The 14,451-nt window shown below is 67.8% G+C and carries 11 protein-coding genes and 1 pseudogene; 9 read left to right on the top strand and 3 right to left on the bottom strand.

The genetic code is table 11. The annotated features are described in order from the left end of the window. Nucleotides 1-1,477: pseudogene (locus QTI45_RS10685) on the bottom strand (hypothetical protein); the annotation flags it as partial. Between the two features lie 343 nt (nucleotides 1,478-1,820). Further along, complete coding sequence (serA, locus tag QTI45_RS10680; protein WP_286369153.1) at nucleotides 1,821-3,050, bottom strand: phosphoglycerate dehydrogenase; 1,230 nt, start codon at nucleotides 3,048-3,050, stop codon at nucleotides 1,821-1,823. A gap of 185 nt (nucleotides 3,051-3,235) precedes the next feature. On the opposite strand from serA, the gene ugpB reads away from it, so the two are divergent. From ugpB to QTI45_RS10650, 6 genes are all read left to right on the top strand, one after another. Beyond that, nucleotides 3,236-4,546, top strand: a complete 1,311-nt coding sequence (ugpB, locus tag QTI45_RS10675) for a sn-glycerol-3-phosphate ABC transporter substrate-binding protein UgpB (RefSeq protein WP_286369152.1) — start codon at nucleotides 3,236-3,238, stop codon at nucleotides 4,544-4,546. Between the two features lie 167 nt (nucleotides 4,547-4,713). After that, the gene (ugpA, locus tag QTI45_RS10670; RefSeq protein ID WP_286369151.1) at nucleotides 4,714-5,595 is read left to right on the top strand and encodes a sn-glycerol-3-phosphate ABC transporter permease UgpA; all 882 of its coding nucleotides are present in this window, start codon (nucleotides 4,714-4,716) and stop codon (nucleotides 5,593-5,595) included. Next, on the top strand, nucleotides 5,595-6,446 hold the full coding sequence (gene ugpE, locus QTI45_RS10665; protein ID WP_286369150.1) for a sn-glycerol-3-phosphate ABC transporter permease UgpE: 852 nt from the start codon (nucleotides 5,595-5,597) through the stop codon (nucleotides 6,444-6,446). Before ugpA ends, ugpE begins: the two co-directional genes overlap by 1 nt. Before the next feature lie 63 nt (nucleotides 6,447-6,509). Beyond that, on the top strand, nucleotides 6,510-7,517 hold the full coding sequence (gene ugpC / locus QTI45_RS10660) for a sn-glycerol-3-phosphate ABC transporter ATP-binding protein UgpC (protein ID WP_286369149.1): 1,008 nt from the start codon (nucleotides 6,510-6,512) through the stop codon (nucleotides 7,515-7,517). Further along, nucleotides 7,514-8,263 (top strand): glycerophosphodiester phosphodiesterase, encoded by a 750-nt coding sequence (gene ugpQ, locus QTI45_RS10655; RefSeq protein WP_286369148.1) that lies wholly within the window; start codon nucleotides 7,514-7,516, stop codon nucleotides 8,261-8,263. Before ugpC ends, ugpQ begins: the two co-directional genes overlap by 4 nt. 46 nt (nucleotides 8,264-8,309) lie before the next feature. Continuing rightward, nucleotides 8,310-10,778, top strand: coding sequence for a DUF3772 domain-containing protein (locus tag QTI45_RS10650; protein WP_286369147.1), 2,469 nt, complete (start codon nucleotides 8,310-8,312; stop codon nucleotides 10,776-10,778). On the opposite strand, the gene QTI45_RS10645 is transcribed toward QTI45_RS10650, so the two are convergent. Beyond that, complete coding sequence (locus QTI45_RS10645) at nucleotides 10,775-11,056, bottom strand: hypothetical protein (protein ID WP_286369146.1); 282 nt, start codon at nucleotides 11,054-11,056, stop codon at nucleotides 10,775-10,777. The two genes, QTI45_RS10650 and QTI45_RS10645, sit on opposite strands and share 4 nt — an antisense overlap. An 80-nt stretch (nucleotides 11,057-11,136) precedes the next feature. Between QTI45_RS10645 and hemA the strand changes: the two genes are divergently transcribed. The 3 genes from hemA (at nucleotide 11,137) to prmC (ending at nucleotide 14,451) form a co-directional block, all read left to right on the top strand. Next, on the top strand, nucleotides 11,137-12,420 hold the full coding sequence (gene hemA, locus QTI45_RS10640) for a glutamyl-tRNA reductase (RefSeq protein ID WP_286369145.1): 1,284 nt from the start codon (nucleotides 11,137-11,139) through the stop codon (nucleotides 12,418-12,420). A 91-nt stretch (nucleotides 12,421-12,511) separates the two neighbouring features. Then, nucleotides 12,512-13,600 (top strand): peptide chain release factor 1, encoded by a 1,089-nt coding sequence (prfA, locus tag QTI45_RS10635; RefSeq protein ID WP_286369302.1) that lies wholly within the window; start codon nucleotides 12,512-12,514, stop codon nucleotides 13,598-13,600. Nucleotides 13,601-13,638: 38 nt separating this feature from the next. Next, complete coding sequence (gene prmC, locus QTI45_RS10630) at nucleotides 13,639-14,451, top strand: peptide chain release factor N(5)-glutamine methyltransferase (RefSeq protein WP_286369301.1); 813 nt, start codon at nucleotides 13,639-13,641, stop codon at nucleotides 14,449-14,451.

Genomic DNA, 14,451 nt, shown 5'->3' with positions numbered 1-14,451 from the left:
AGCAGCGGCTCACCGCCACCGGCACGGAAGGATTGAGGCCTCTCTTGCGGTACTCGCCGAGCACGAAGTCCTCGGCGCCGTCGGTGGAACCGCTGGTGGCGGACCAGGAGGAGCTGCCATAGGTGGTCCAGCTCGGCTGGGGCGCCAGCGCGAAGGCGTTGTGCGCCGCGGCGATCGCCTGCAGGTTCGCCGCACCGGCGAACCGCGTCAGGTTGTTGGACACGAAGGCCACATGCATGATGTCCGACGAATAGTCGCCTTCCTCGGACTTCAGCGGACCGCCGACCTGCCAGGTGCCGCACCATCCGGCGGCATTGCACGAGCGCTGCCCGGCCGGGGCCGCGATCGGGTTGTATGGATTGCTCGGCAGGGCCTGCAGGCTGGTGCGGCCGTTGTTGCCGGTCGTGCCGTAGGCGCTCGGTGTCGGGCCGTAGCGGTATTCGATGCCCTCGGCCTTGCCCATCTGGGCCGCCATGGCCACGTAGGCCGTCGCAGACAAGGGGTCGCCCCCGGTGGTCGGCGGCGTCGTCGTTCCTCCGCCAGAGGTCGGCGGCGTCGTGGTTCCTCCGCCGGAGGTCGGCGGCGTGGTTCCGGTGCTGCTCACCGCGTAGCAGGCCTTCACGACGCCGGGCGCCGGATCCCGGCCGAAAAAGTCGTTGTTGCAGATACCCGAGCCCGTCACCGACCTCTCGACCCAACTCGATCCCGCACCGTACTTCACCGCAGTGGCGGCAGCGACGGTGAACGAGGCGCCTTCATTCGCCAGCAAGCCGGTGGTGGGCGTCGTCGGCGTCGTGGGTGTGGTCGGCGTGGTGGGCGTCGTCGGCGTGGTCGGCGCCGTCACCACCGAATAGCAGGCCTTCACGACGTTGGGCGCCGGATCCCGGCCGAAGAAGTTGTTGTTGCAAACCGCCGACCCCGTCACCGACCTCTCGACCCAGCTCGATCCAGCACCGTACTTCACCGTGGTGGCGGTGGCGACGGTGAACGATGCGCCTTCATTCGCCAGCAGCGTGGTCGTGGGTGTGGTGGGTGTGGTGGGTGTGGTGGGTGTCGTCGGCGTCGTACCCCCGCCCGTCGTGCCGGTCTGCGCATAGCAGCCCTTGGCGACGCCGGGAGCGGGATCGCCGCCGAAGAAGATGTTGCGGCAAGCCGCGGTGCCGGACACGGTCTTTTGAGTCCACGAGTCGTTGGCGCCGTACTGGACGACGGTTCCGGCCGGGACCGTGAACGACTGGTCTTCGCCCGCGATGCGGATCCAGGTAGCGTCGAGCTTCTGGACGCCGGCCTGCTTGGTTGCGGTTCCGCTTCCGTCGTCGACGTAGCTTGCCGATACGACGTCAGCGGACTTGGCCGCCGTCGCGGGGGCGGCCGCACCGACGCTCGATGCATCGAATGAGCTGCCTGAGCTTCCACCACCACAGCCTGCCAGGACGACAAACGCTGTGAGGCAGCAGAACTTTGATATTACTTTCACGCCTGATTCCTCCAATTGACATGATTTTCTGACTTAAGCATGTCAATGCAATGAGGCGGCGCAAGGCATTTCCTACATTTTGTGCAGCGACATCGAGTTACCAATGGGCTGCTTTCCGTCGCAGAATTAATTCTTTCAGCGTAGGCAACGGACGACAAATGCAACGAAATCGTTGCCAAAGGGGGCCAGCGGGGTGGTGTGCGAATTACACCCTTTCACAAAAGACTGTGAGGTAATTTGCTTAAGCACCACACCGGGCGCTGCATCGAGCCCCCGGCCGACGAGGTCCGGACCGGGAATACGTCGAACGGCGTCGAGATCCGCCGACAGGCGACCGCGGCGGCTAGAACAGCACGCGGCTGCGGATCGTTCCGGGCACCTTGGCCAGTTTTTCGAGGGCCAGGTCGGACGAAGCGGCGTCGATGTCGGTCACCACGTAGCCGACCTTGTCGTCGGTCTGCAGGAACTGCGAGGCGATGTTGATCCGGTTGTCGGAGAAGATCCGGTTGATCTCCGACAGCACGCCCGGGACGTTGCGGTGCACGTGCAGCAGACGATGCTTGCCAGGGTGTGCCGGCAGCGCCACCTCGGGGAAATTCACCGACGAGGTCGAAGTGCCGTTGTCGCTGTACTTGACCAGCTTCTCGGCAACCTCGAGGCCGATATTGGCCTGTGCTTCCATGGTGGAGCCCCCGATGTGGGGCGTCAGGATCACGTTGTCGAGCCCGCGCAGCGGCGACTGGAACTCGTCCTTGTTGCTGCGCGGCTCGACCGGGAAGACATCGACCGCGGCGCCCAGCAGCTTCCTGGCCTTCAGCGCCTCGGCCAGGGCTTCGATCTCGACCACGGTGCCGCGCGAGGCGTTGATCAGGATCGAGCCCGGCTTCATGGCCGCGATCTCGGTGGCGCCGATCATCCATTGCGTGGCCTGGGTCTCGGGCACGTGCAGGCTCACGATGTCGCTCTGCGCCAGCAGGTCGGGCAGCAAGCGGACCTGGCGCGCATTGCCCAGCGGCAGCTTGGTGACGACATCGAAGAAGCAGACGTTCATGCCGAGCGCCTCGGCCAGCACCGAGAGCTGGGCGCCGATCGAGCCGTAGCCCACGATGCCGAGCGTCTTGCCGCGGATCTCGAAGGCGTTGTCGGCCGACTTGAGCCAGCCGCCGCGGTGCGCGACCGCGCTCTTCTCGGGCACGCCGCGCAGCAGCAGGATGGCCTCGGCCAGCACCAGTTCGGCGACCGAGCGGGTATTGGAATAAGGGGCGTTGAAGACCGCGACGCCATGCTCCCGCGCCGACTCCAGATCGACCTGGTTGGTGCCGATGCAGAAGCAGCCCACCGCCACCAGTTTTTGCGCCTCGGCGAACACCTCGGCGGTCAACTGGGTGCGCGAACGGATTCCGAGGAAGTGCACGTCGGCGATGCGGGACTTGAGCTCGGCGTCCGGCAAGGCGCCGGGAAGCGACTCGATGTTGCTGTAGCCCGCGGCCTGCAGCACCTCGACCGCCGACGGATGGATGCCCTCGAGCAGGAGGAACTTGATCTTGCTTTTGTCGAGTGAAGTCTTGCTCATTCCGGAGGCCAGAAAGTCGGGTGACGATGCTAGCATGGTGCGCCGCAGCATGCCCTGCCTGCCGCGGTGCACCAAAAGGGTTTCCCCGGCTGGTGGACACTGTGTCGCGCACAAAGAATATGTGACGCTGTCGTGTCATACGCGCGACCTAGCATCCGCGCTTTCATTTCCCCTCAGGAGTCTTCATGCGATTCAAAACGCTCGCCTTGGTATCGGCGCTGGCCGCAACGCTTTCCACATCCGCGTTGGCTCAGACCGAGATCCAGTGGTGGCATTCCATGACCGCCGTCAACGGCGAATGGGTCAACGACCTGGCCCGGCAGTTCAACGAGAGCCAGAAGGATTTCAAGATCGTGCCGACCTACAAGGGCCAGTACGACGAATCCATGACGGCCGCCATCGCCGCCTTCCGGGCCGGCAACGCGCCCCACATCCTGCAGGTGTTCGAAGTCGGCACCGCCACCATGATGGCCAGCAAGGGCGCCATCGTGCCGGCGGGCCAGGTCATGAAGGATGCCGGCGAGAAGTTCGACCCCGCTGCCTACATCCCCGCGGTGGCCGGCTACTACACGGCACCCAACGGCCAGATGCTGAGCTTCCCGTTCAACAGCTCGACCACAGTTTTCTATTTCAACAAGGACGCCTTCAAGGCGGCCGGCCTGCCGACCGACAAGGCGCCGGCGACCTGGCCCGAAGTGGTCGCGGCCGCCGCCAAGCTCAAGGCCAGCGGCCACAAGTGCCCGTTCACGACAGCCTGGCAGAACTGGACCCAGCTCGAGAGCTTCTCGGCCTGGCACAACGTTGAGTTCGCGACCAAGAACAACGGCCTGTCCGGTCTGGACACCCGCCTGAAGGTCAACTCGCCGCTGCACGAGCGCCACATCGAGAACCTGGCGAGCATGGCCAAGCAGGGACTGTTCATCTACAAGGGCCGCTCCAACATCCCCGAGGCTTCGTTCGTTTCGGGCGAGTGCGCCATGATCGCGACCTCGTCCGGCTTCTACGGCAACGTGGCCAAGAACGCCAAGTTCGCCTACGGCCTGACGGCATTGCCCTACTACCCCGATGTGCCGGGCGCACCCCAGAACACGGTCATCGGCGGCGCCAGCCTGTGGGTGATGGCGGGCAAGAAGTCCGAGGAATACAAGGGCATCGCCAAGTTCTTCAGCTTCATCTCGACGCCTGAAGTGCAGTCGGCCAGCCACAAGCGCACCGGCTACCTGCCGATCACCACGGCCGCCTACCAGCTAACCGACAAGTCCGGCTTCTACAAGCAGAATCCGGGCACCGACGTCGCCGTGACGCAGATGATCCGCAAGGTGACCGACAAGAGCCGCGGCATCCGCCTGGGCAACTATGTGCAGATCCGCGCCATCGAGGACGAAGAACTGGAGCAGGTCTGGAGCGGCAAGAAGACGGCCAAGGAAGCCCTCGACGCGATCGTGACGCGCGGCAACGAGCAGCTGGAGCGCTTCCAGAAAGCCAACAAGGGCTGACAAGGTCTGGCGCCCTTGCAGCCCTTCGGGCACAGGACGGCACCCCACCCTGCCCTCCCCGCCAAGCGGGGAGGGTGCTTGCCGGCGTGCCGGACGCAGGCCAGACACAGTTAGACTCGCAGCCCCGCCGGGCCTAAGAATCGGCGGGGTTTCTTTTTGAGGGATTCATGGAAAAACGCGTCGTCTTTCGCTCGGGCTGGCTGCCCTGGGCGCTGCTAGCGCCGCAGATGGCCGTCATCATCGTGTTCTTCTTCTGGCCGGCCAGCCAGGCGTTGATGCAATCGATGCAGATGCAGGACGCCTTCGGCACATCGACCGAATGGGTCGGCCTCGACAACTTCAAGCAGTTGTTCGCGGACCCGAAGTACATCGCCTCGTTCGAGACCACGGCGCTGTTCTCGATCCTGGTGGCCTTCTTCGGACTCACGATCTCGCTCGTGCTGGCCATCTTCGCGGACCGCATCGTGCGTGGCGCGATGGTCTACAAGACGCTGCTGATCCTGCCCTATGCCGTGGCCCCCGCGGTGGCCGCCGTGCTGTGGGTCTTCATGTTCTCGCCCTCGCTGGGCGTGGTCGCCTACGCGCTCGCCAAGGTCGGCATCGACTGGAACCACCTGCTCAATTCGACCCACGCCATGACGCTGATCGTGATGGCCGCGGTCTGGAAGCAGATCTCCTACAACTTCCTGTTCTTCCTGGCCGGACTGCAGTCCATCCCCAAGTCGCTGATCGAGGCCGCCGCCATCGATGGGGCCGGACCCTGGCGCCGCTTCTGGACGGTTCAGTTCCCGCTGCTGTCGCCGACCACCTTCTTCCTGCTGGTGATCAACATCGTCTACGCCTTCTTCGACACCTTCGCGATCGTCGATGCCGCCACCCAGGGCGGCCCGGGCCGGGCGACCTCGATCCTGGTCTACAAGGTCTACTACGACGGCTTCAAGGCGATGGACCTCGGCGGCTCGGCCGCCCAGTCGGTGGTGCTGATGGCGATCGTGGTGGTGCTCACCGTGGTCCAGTTCCGCTATGTCGAAAAGAAGGTGAACTACTGATGGTCGAACGCAGCCCCACCCTGGGCATCCTGGCCCACGCCGTGATGATCTTCGGCGTCCTGATCGTCGCCTTTCCGCTCTACCTGGCCTTCGTCGCCTCCAGCCACACGGCGCAGGAGATCGTGCAGGCGCCGATGCCGCTCTTGCCCGGCGGCCACCTCTGGGAGACATACAAGTCGGCGCTGTTCGGCCGCACGGCCGGCGCCGGTTCCACCGCTCCGGTGGCCCGCATGATGTGGGTCAGCCTGGTGACGGCACTGGTCATCACCTTCGGCAAGATCGCGATCTCGCTGCTGTCGGCCTTCGCGGTGGTGTACTTCCGCTTTCCGTTCAAGACGCTGTGCTTCTGGGCCATCTTCATCACGCTGATGCTGCCGGTCGAAGTGCGGATCGGCCCGACCTACCAGGTGGTGTCGGACCTCGGCATGCTCAACAGCTACGCCGGCCTCACGGTCCCGCTGATCGCCTCGGCGACCGCCACCTTCCTGTTCCGCCAGTTCTTCATGACCGTGCCCGACGAGCTGATCGAAGCAGCCCGCATGGACGGCGCCGGCCCGATGCGCTTCTTCTGGGACGTGCTGCTGCCGCTGTCGAAGACCTCGATCGCGGCCCTGTTCGTGATCCAGTTCATCTACGGCTGGAACCAGTACCTGTGGCCGCTGCTCGCCACCACCAGCGAAGACATGTACCCGGTGGTGATCGGCATCAAGCGGATGATCGCCGGCGGCGACGGACAGAACGAATGGAACATCGTGATGGCGACCGCGCTGCTGGCCATGCTGCCGCCCGCACTGGTGGTGATCCTGATGCAGAAATGGTTCGTCAAGGGCCTCGTGGACACCGAGAAGTGACCCACCCCTGGAACAAGATCGGCCCGCGCATGGCGCTGTCCGCAACCGAGAACTGAGAATCACATGGCAGCACTTTCACTGCGCAACGTCATCAAGCGCTACGGCCACGGCCCGAAGGCCAACCAGGTCATCCACGGCGTCAGCGCCGAGATCCCCGACCACGAATTCATCGTCATCGTCGGCCCATCGGGCTGCGGCAAGTCGACGCTGCTGCGCATGGTCGCGGGGCTGGAAGAAATCAGCGCCGGAGAGATCCGCATCGGCGACCGCGTGGTCAACAACCTCGAACCGTCCGAGCGCGACATCGCGATGGTGTTCCAGAACTACGCGCTCTATCCGCACATGACGGTCTTCGACAACATGGCCTACGGTCTGAAGATCGCCAAGGTGCCGGTGCCCGAGATCAAGACCCGGGTCGACAAGGCGGCCCAGATCCTCGAACTCGGCCACCTGCTCGAGCGCAAGCCGCGCGAACTGTCCGGCGGCCAGCGCCAGCGCGTCGCCATGGGACGGGCGATCGTGCGCCAGCCTAAGGTGTTCCTGTTCGACGAGCCGTTGTCGAACCTCGACGCCAAGCTGCGCGCCCAGACCCGGCTCGAGATCCAGAAGCTGCATCGCGAGCTCGGCATCACCTCCTTGTTCGTGACCCACGACCAGGTCGAGGCCATGACGCTGGCGCAGCGGATCATCGTCATGAACGGCGGCGTGATGGACCAGTTCGCGACGCCCGAAGAGGTCTATTCGCGTCCCGCCACGACCTTCGTCGCCAGCTTCATCGGATCGCCGCCGATGAACCTGCTCAGGCATGCGCCGGGCGTGCGGCCCGGCATGATCCTCGGCATCCGGCCCGAGCACCTGAGCCTCGATGCGAGCGGATGGTCGGTGCAGGTCGAGCATGTCGAGCTGCTGGGCGCCGAGCGCCTGATCTACGGCCGCATCGGCGAAGAGCAGCTGATCATGCGGGTCGACGAGGGCCACACGCCGCCGGTCGCCGGCGACACCGTGAAGATCGCGGCGCGCCAGGACAAGCTCCACTGGTTCGACGCCGGCTCCGGCAAGCGAAGCGCATGAGCGAGCGCACACCCTGGCCCTACCCGCGCTGGATCGCCCATCGCGGCGCCGGCCGGCTGGCGCCCGAGAACACCCTGGCGGCCTTCCGCCTCGGTGCCGAATACGGCTTTCGCATGTTCGAATGCGATGCCAAGCTGAGCGCCGACGGCGTGCCCTTCCTGCTGCATGACGCGACGCTCGAACGCACCAGCAACGGCCGCGGCGTTGCCGGCGATCAGCCCTGGAATGCGCTCTCGCGGCTCGATGCCGGCGGCTGGCATTCGCGGCGCTATGCCGGCGAGCCGCTGGCCAGCCTCGAGGGCCTGATCCGCTTCTGCCTGGCGAACCGCCACGCGCTCAACATCGAGATCAAGCCGACCCCGGGCACCGAGCGCCTGACCGGCGAGGTGGTCGCCAGCCACGCGGCACAGCTCTGGAGCGATCCGGCCCTGGCGCCGCCCCTGCTCACCTCGTTCGCGGCAGAGGCCCTGCGCGGCGCGCGGGCCACCCAGCCCGGGCTTCCGCGCGGTCTCCTGCTGGACACGCTGCCGGAGGGCTGGCTCGCCACGGCGCTCGAGCTCGGCTGCGTCGCGGTCGTGTGCAACTACGCATTGTGGGACGCGCACACGGTGGCGCAGGTGCACGACGCCGGCCTGCGCGCCCTGAGCTACACCGTGAACGACGACTGGGCGGCGGAGCGGCTGCTGGCGCTCGGCACCGACGGCATCATCACCGACCGCGTCGACCGCTTCAGCGCCGAAGGCTGATCGACTGGCTCGCAACGGGCATCCGGCGCCTTTTATGATGAAGGCCATGCGCTGGCTCTCCCCCCTCAAGGCCCTCTTGCTGGCTGTTGCGCTGTGCAGCGGCGCCGGAGCGCAGGAAGCCGCCCCCGAGGTCGCGCCCACGGTGGCCTCGCTGCGCAGCCAGCTCGAAGCGGTGCCATCGCAGATCGACAGCTCAGCCAGCGTGCGCGGCGTGGTCGAGCAGCTCAACGCGATCAGCGCCGCGACCGACAAGTTCATCACCACGCGCACCGGCGATCTCAACGACCTGAACGCCCGGCTCGGCGAACTCGGCAATGCGCCGGCCGCCGGCACCACCGAGAACCCCGACATCACCCGCCGCCGGGCCACGCTGACCAAGGAGCGCAACGCGCTCGATGCCGACATCCGGCTCGCGCGCCTGGTGTCGGTGGATGCGCAGCAACGCGCCAGCGAGCTGCTGTCCAAGCGGCGGGCCCTGTTCGAGGCCCAGTTGACCGAGCGCGCACCTTCCCCGCTCGGACGGGAGTTCTGGGAAGACATCGGCGATGCCTGGGCCGGCGACCTGGCCCGGCTCGAGCGGCTGGGCGACGAAGTCGCGGAAGGCTTGCAGACCGCGCGCCAACCCGGCCATGCGGCGCCCGTGCTCGGCACGCTCGCGATCGCCCTGCTGGTGGCGCTGCTGGGCAATTGGCTGGCCGAACGCGCGCTGGCCCGCTTCGCCGCGCGCTTCCTGCCGCCCGGACGCTTGCGCCGCTCGCTGCTCGTGATCGCGATCGTCACCACCAATGTGCTGCTGGTCGGCCTGGCGGCGCAGGGCGTGTTCGCGGTCCTCGACAACCACGGCGTCTGGGCGACCCAGACCCGCAAGCTTGGGCAGAGCGTGGTGCAGTCGAGCATCTTCATCGCCTTCGTCGTGGGACTGGGCCGCGCGCTGCTGTCGAACGGACGGCCTTCGTGGCGGCTGCCGCCGATCACCGACCCGCTGGCGGCACGGCTCGCACCCTTCCCCTGGGTCATGGCGCTGGTGGCCGCGGTGGTCTGGGCGCCGATCCAGGTCAACGCCGTGGTCGAGGCCAGCTTCGCCGCGGTGGTCGCCACCCACGTGATGACCGCCCTGCTGCTGACGGCCATGATCGGCGCGATGCTGCTGCGGCTGCACAGCACGCCGGCGGCCGAGGCGCCGGCGGCCGAGCCGGCGCCGAAGGAAGCCTCGCCGGGCCCGGCCGCCAGCGCCCCCACCCCACCGGACTCCGACTCCGGCGCGCTGGAACGCCCGATGTGGGTCGGCGTGCTGCTGGCCGGCGTCACGCTGATCCTGATCGCGATCTGGGTGCTGGTGGCCACCGGCTACGTCGCGATGGGGAGCTTCCTGGCCAGCCAGCTCACCTGGGCCGGCATCGTGGCGGCGGCCTTCTACGTGTTGTTCAAGTTCGCCGACGACCTGTTCATGGCGGTGGTGTCCTCGCGCAGCAATTTCGGCCAGCGCCTGCAGCTGAGCTTCGGGCTGCAGTCCCGCACCCTCGACCAGGCGGCGGTGGTGCTCTCCGGGCTGAGCCGCGTGATCCTCTTCTTCTACATGGTGATCGCGCTCGCCACGCCGCTGGGAACCAGCCCGGGCGAGGTCTACCAGCGCAGCGGCAAGTTCGGCGGCGGCATCAAGATCGGCGAGATCCAGCTGGTGCCCAGCGCCATCATCAGCGCGGTGGCGGTGCTGGTGATCGGCTTCATCGCCTTGCGGGTGGTCAAGCGCTGGCTGGAGCAGCGCTTCCTGCCGCACACCGGCCTCGAGCCCGGCATGCAGAGCTCGATCACCACCCTGCTCGGCTACGTCGGCGGCATCCTGGTGGTGGCCTTCGGCCTGTCGGCGCTGGGCATCGGCATCGAGCGCATCGCCTGGGTGGCGAGCGCGCTGTCGGTGGGTATAGGCTTCGGCCTGCAGGCGATCGTGCAGAACTTCATCTCGGGCCTGATCCTGCTGGCCGAGCGGCCGGTCAAGGTCGGCGACTGGGTGGTGCTCGGCAACGCCGAGGGCGACGTCCGGCGCATCAATGTCCGCGCCACCGAGATCCAGCTCGGAGACCGCTCGACGATGATCGTGCCGAACTCCGAATTCATCACCAAGACGGTGCGCAACATGACGCTCTCGAATGCCGAGGGCCGGGTGCTGATCCGCCTGCCGATGCCGCTGACCACCCACGCCACCCGGGCCCGCGAGGTGATGCTGGCGGCCTTCGCCAACCATCCGGGCGTACTGGCCAGCCCGGCCCCCGCGGTCACGCTCGAAGGCGTGGAGGTGGGCTTCCTGATCTTCCAGGCCGTCGCCTACGTTCAGAGTCCCCGGCTCGCGGGCGGCGTGCGCAGCGACGTGCTGTTCGCGATGCTGGACGGCCTGCGGACGGCGGATTTGCCGATGGCTGCCTATCCGGGCGCCCCGCCCTACCCGGGCGCGCCCGGCGCGCCGGCGCCCGTCGTCGCGCCGCCGCCTCCCCCGGTCTTGCCAGGCTTGGCGAGCTAGGCGCGGCGCCAGCCGCCGCCCACCAGCCACTGGCTGACGGCGCAGGCCAGCACCAGGGCGGCATAGGTGGCCATCTTGCCGTCGCGGCCGAAAACGACGAGGCCGCCCGCCAGGACTGCCGCGCCGACTATGAAATTGATAGCACCCTGAAGCCACCAAGCCGGCGCCTTCGATGATTTCCGCATCGTGACACGGCCCAGCAGCGCAGTGAGGAAGCCGACGGCGAAGGCCGGGGCGACGAAGTTGAGCAGGTGATTGAAAAGGTCCAGCGCTGACATGGGAGTGTTCGCCGTCCCGGTTGCGGCCTTTTTCGCGGCCGCGGGTGGTCCGGGCCATGCTCATTTTATAATCAGGAGCTATGTCAGTCTGGGCCCTCGGCTTGAACCACACGACCGCGCCGCTCGACCTGCGCGGTCGTTTCGCGTTCGCGATCGACCAGATCGCCCCGACCCTGCACAGCCTGCGCACCTCGTTCGGCTCGAACCGCCATCCCGGCGTCGAGGCCGCGATCATCTCGACCTGCAACCGCACCGAGGTCTATTGCGCCGCCGACCAGGTCGCGCTCGAGCACACGGTCGACTGGCTGGCCCACAGCGGCGGCGTCTCGCCGGCCCTGCTGCGCTCGCATGCCTACACGCTGCACGACCACCACGCCGCCCGCCACGCCTTCCGCGTCGCCAGCGGGCTCGATTCGATGGTGCTCGGCGAAGCCCAGATCCTCGGCCAGATGAAGGACGCGGTCCGCGCCGCCGAAACCGCCGGCGCGCTCGGCAGCACGCTCAACCAGCTGTTCCAGCGCTCTTTCGCGGTCGCCAAGGAAGTCCGCACCGCGACCGAGATCGGCGCCCACTCGATCAGCATGGCGGCCGCGGCGGTGCGCCTGGCCGGCCAGCTGTTCGAAGACCTGCAGCACACGCGGGTCCTGTTCATCGGCGCCGGCGAGATGATCGATCTCGCGGCAACCCATTTCGCGGCCAGGCAGCCCAAGTCGATAGTGATCGCCAATCGCACGCTGGAGCGCGGCGAGAAGCTGGCGTCCCGCTTCGGCGGCGAAGCCATGCGGCTGGCCGACCTGCCGGCACGGCTGGCCGAATTCGACATCGTCGTCAGCTGCACCGCCAGCACGCTGCCGCTGATCGGCCTCGGCGCGGTCGAGCGCGCGCTCAAGGCGCGCCGGCACCGCCCGATGTTCATGGTCGACCTGGCGGTGCCGCGCGACATCGAGCCCGAGGTCAAGGCGCTCGAGGACGTCTACCTCTACACGGTGGACGATCTCGCCCAGGTCGTTCAGCAGGGCCACGCCAACCGGCAGGCGGCCGTGGCGCAGGCCGAAGTCATCATCGATGCCGGCGTGCAGAGCTTCATGCACTGGCTGGACCAGCGCGGCACCGTGCCGCTGATCCGGCAGCTCAACGCCCAGACCGACGAGTGGCGCGCCATCGAACTGGCGCGCGCGCGCAAGCTGCTGGCCAAGGGCGAGAGCGTCGATGCGGTGCTCGAGGCCTTGTCGCGCGGCCTGACGCAGAAGATGCTGCACGGCGCCCTGGCCGAGCTGCATGCCGGCGATGCCGCAGCGCGCGAGCAGACGGCGCAAACCGTCTCGCGCCTCTTCCTGCGCAACGAACCGCCCAAAGAGCGTTAGCGACGCTGGTCGCTCCGGCGGCGCCATGCGCTGCCACGCCCGCACGCCGCACCGCCGGCTGCGCTCCTTCCACCGCCTCGTCCCGCCCACCGTGAAACCCTTCCTGCGTCACCAACTCGAGCGCTATGCGCAACGCCTCGGCGAACTCGACTTCCTGCTCTCGCGCGAGGACATCATGTCCGACATGGCACAGTACCGCACCATCTCGCGCGAGCATGCCGAGGTGACGCAGGTCGCCGGCCGCTACAGCCGCTACCTGCAGCGCGAGGCCGACCTGGCCGGCGCCCGCGAGATGCTCGAAGAGCCCGAGATGGCCGAGATGGCGCAGGAGGAGATCGCCAGCGCCGAAGCCGAGCTGTTGCAGATCGAGGACGAGCTGCAGCGCCTGCTGCTGCCCAAGGACCCCGACGACGCCCGCAATGCCTTCCTCGAAATCCGCGCCGGCACCGGCGGCGACGAATCGGCGCTCTTCGCCGGCGACCTGCTGCGCATGTACACGCGCTACGCGGAGCGCGCGGGCTGGCGCTGCGAAATCGTCAGCGAGAGCGAGAGCGAGCTCGGCGGCTACAAGGAAGTGGTGATCCGCGTCGTCGGCGACGAGGTGTTCGGCAAACTGCGCTTCGAGTCCGGCGGCCACCGCGTCCAGCGGGTGCCGGCCACCGAGACCCAGGGCCGCATCCACACCAGCGCCTGCACGGTCGCCGTGCTGGCCGAGCCCGACGAGGCCCAGGCGGTGCAGATCAACCCGGCCGACCTGCGCATCGACACCTACCGGGCCAGCGGAGCCGGCGGCCAGCACATCAACAAGACCGACTCGGCAGTGCGCATCACGCACATCCCGACCGGCATCGTGGCCGAATGCCAGGACGACCGCAGCCAGCACCGCAACAAGGCCAAGGCGCTGCAGGTGCTCTCGGCGCGGATCCAGGAGAAGGACCGCAGCGAGCGCGCCGCCAAGGACGCCGCCATGCGCAAGGGCCTGATCGGCACCGGCGACCGCTCGGACCGCATCCGCACCTACAACTTCCCGCAGGGCCGGCTCACCGACCACCGCATCAACCTGACGCTCTACAAGCTGTTGGCGATCATGGAAGGCGACCTCGGCGACGTGCTGGCGGCGCTGCAGGCGGCGCGCGAGGCCGAGCAGCTGGCCGAACTCGAAGCCAGCCTGCCCACGTGACCCATTCGCCAGAACACCGGCCCTCGACCCCGACCCGGATGCTGGCGGCGGCGGCCGCCCTCGGCCTCGACCGGCTCGATGCCCAGCTGCTGCTGCTGCACGCCTTGGGCCGTGCCGCCAGCGAACGGGCCTGGCTGCTGGCCCATGACACCGACACGCTGGACGAGGGCATCTGGTCCCGCTTCGAGCACCTGTGCCGCCACCGGCTGGCCGGCGAGCCGGTGGCCTACCTGGTCGGCGAGAAGGAGTTCCACGGTCTCGGCCTGCAGGTCGACGCCCGCGTCCTGGTGCCGCGGCCCGACACCGAGACGCTGGTCGAATGGGCGCTGCAATGCCTGGACGGCCGGTCGGCCCCGGCCGTGCTCGACCTCGGCACCGGCAGCGGCGCGATCGCGCTGGCGATCCAGCACCGGCGGCCCGACGCCCGGGTGGCGGCGGTCGATGCCAGCGCCGACGCGCTGGCGGTGGCCCGCGCCAATGCGGCACGGCTCGGTCTTGCCGTGCGCTTCGCCCAGGGCGACTGGCTGGCGGGCGCCGAGCGCGGGCTGGACCTGATCGTCTCGAACCCGCCCTACATCGTGACCGGCGATCCGCACCTGGCCGCCCTGCGCCACGAGCCGCTGCAGGCCCTGGTGTCCGGCCTCGACGGACTGGACGACATCCGCCGCATCGTCCAGGCGGCCCCGGATCATCTGCAGGACGGCGGCTGGCTGCTGCTCGAACACGGCCACGACCAGGCCGACGCGGTACGGCGGCTGCTGGGCGGACGCGGCTTCGCCGAAGTCCAAAGCCGCGACGACCTCGCCGGCATCGCGCGTTGCTCGGGCGGAATCTGGCGCACAGTGAAATAA

Source organism: Variovorax saccharolyticus, assembly GCF_030316765.1.
Classification (GTDB): Bacteria; Pseudomonadota; Gammaproteobacteria; order Burkholderiales; family Burkholderiaceae_C; genus Variovorax; species Variovorax saccharolyticus.
Note: the sequence above shows the minus strand (reverse complement) of the source record. Positions and strands in the feature narration are given on the sequence as shown.